Consider the following 1,401-nt stretch of genomic DNA (forward strand, 5'->3'; position numbering starts at 1 on the left):
CCAGTGTTTGCGCCGGTTTCTCAGATCGGGAGCCGATGACCACGTCGACCTGCGCAATCCAAATTTCTTCGCGTCGGACTATATCGTCGTCGATCACGATGGGGTATTGTACCCTACCGACGAAGCTCGGATGCTTTCGCGTATAGGACGCGTTGATCTGTCGATTGGCACAGTTGCCGAAGGTCTTGATCAGACGAAAGTTCGGCTCCTGAACCACGCGTCGATCAACAACTTCGACGCCGACTGCATCCACTGCGTCTATCAACCCTTCTGCGGAACGGACGTCGTCGATGACCTGTCGCGGGACGGACGCGTTGATCTGGTTCGCAACGAGACCTGGTTCTGCAAGAGACACATTTCCCTTTTCGATAAGGTCGTCGAGGTAGTCAGTCGCCGCGACGATGCGGCGATCCGGTCGCTCGCCAGCTGGGCCCGCGTGCCATCGTGGGGGGATCACATGATCCCGGTGCATGTATGATCCCGCTTCGTCTCAAAATCGAAACCGATGTCGTAGATCCCTACGTTGTTCGCCTCAGGTCGTTCGAAGGATTGTCGGAGGACTGTAGCGATGCCGGTTCGCTGGACGCGACGTTGGAGAATGCCAGTGCGGAAAACGCCGACTTCGCCGGAGCGATGGGCAAGCTTCGTGTATTCGGCGTCGATCCGAGCGAGGTCAATGGTGATGTGATGTTTGTCGTGCCCTGGCGAGGGACGGCGCACCGCCTCATCCGAGCGAATTCCCGACACAACACCCTCTTGATCACGGAACGGTGCGATCAGCTCTGTTTGATGTGCTCTCAACCTCCGAAAGAGCGGCACATCGACATGTTTCCATTCTTCGAAACGGCCGTGCTCTTATCGCCAGGAAATTCGACCATCGGCATATCGGGAGGGGAGCCCACGCTCTTCAAATCGGAGTTGCTCGAGTTTCTGGACACAACAATGTCCGCCCGTCGCGACATCAATTTCCACGTCCTGACCAATGCCCAGCATTTTGACCGTGACGACGTCGTCAGACTTCGTCGTATGGACCTGGATCGTATCCTTTGGGGCATCCCTGTGTACTCAAGCGATCGTGATGTCCACGATCGCATCGTGGGGAAACCAGGTGCGTTCGACCAGGTTAGAAAAAGCCTGTCACTCCTTTGCGAGGCTGGCGCAAAGATTGAACTGCGCACAGTCCTTATGAAACCCAATGCTCCCAAGCTATTTGACCTGGCGAAGTTTGTGACGACCGCGCTGCCTTTCGTCGACAAATGGGCAATCATGCAGCTCGAAAACATTGGCTACGGCCGGCAGAATTGGAGCTCGTTGTTCTATGACAGTTCCAAGGGCTTCGACGTAGTCGGCAAGGCACTGGATTTTGCGATCAGCCGCGGGATCGAGACCAAGCTCTATAAC

The 1,401-nt window shown here is 56.0% G+C and carries 1 protein-coding gene and 1 pseudogene; both read left to right on the top strand.

Annotated elements, in window-relative coordinates:
* Positions 1–478: pseudogene (locus tag EOA22_RS37875) on the top strand (His-Xaa-Ser system radical SAM maturase HxsB); the annotation flags it as partial.
* Positions 475–1,401: radical SAM protein (locus EOA22_RS33585; protein ID WP_127390613.1), on the top strand; the 927-nt coding region annotated here is incomplete at its 3' end. The pseudogene EOA22_RS37875 and the gene EOA22_RS33585, both read left to right, overlap by 4 nt.

Source organism: Mesorhizobium sp. M7A.F.Ca.US.014.04.1.1 (genome assembly GCF_003998745.1).
Taxonomy (GTDB): domain Bacteria; phylum Pseudomonadota; class Alphaproteobacteria; order Rhizobiales; family Rhizobiaceae; genus Mesorhizobium; species Mesorhizobium ciceri.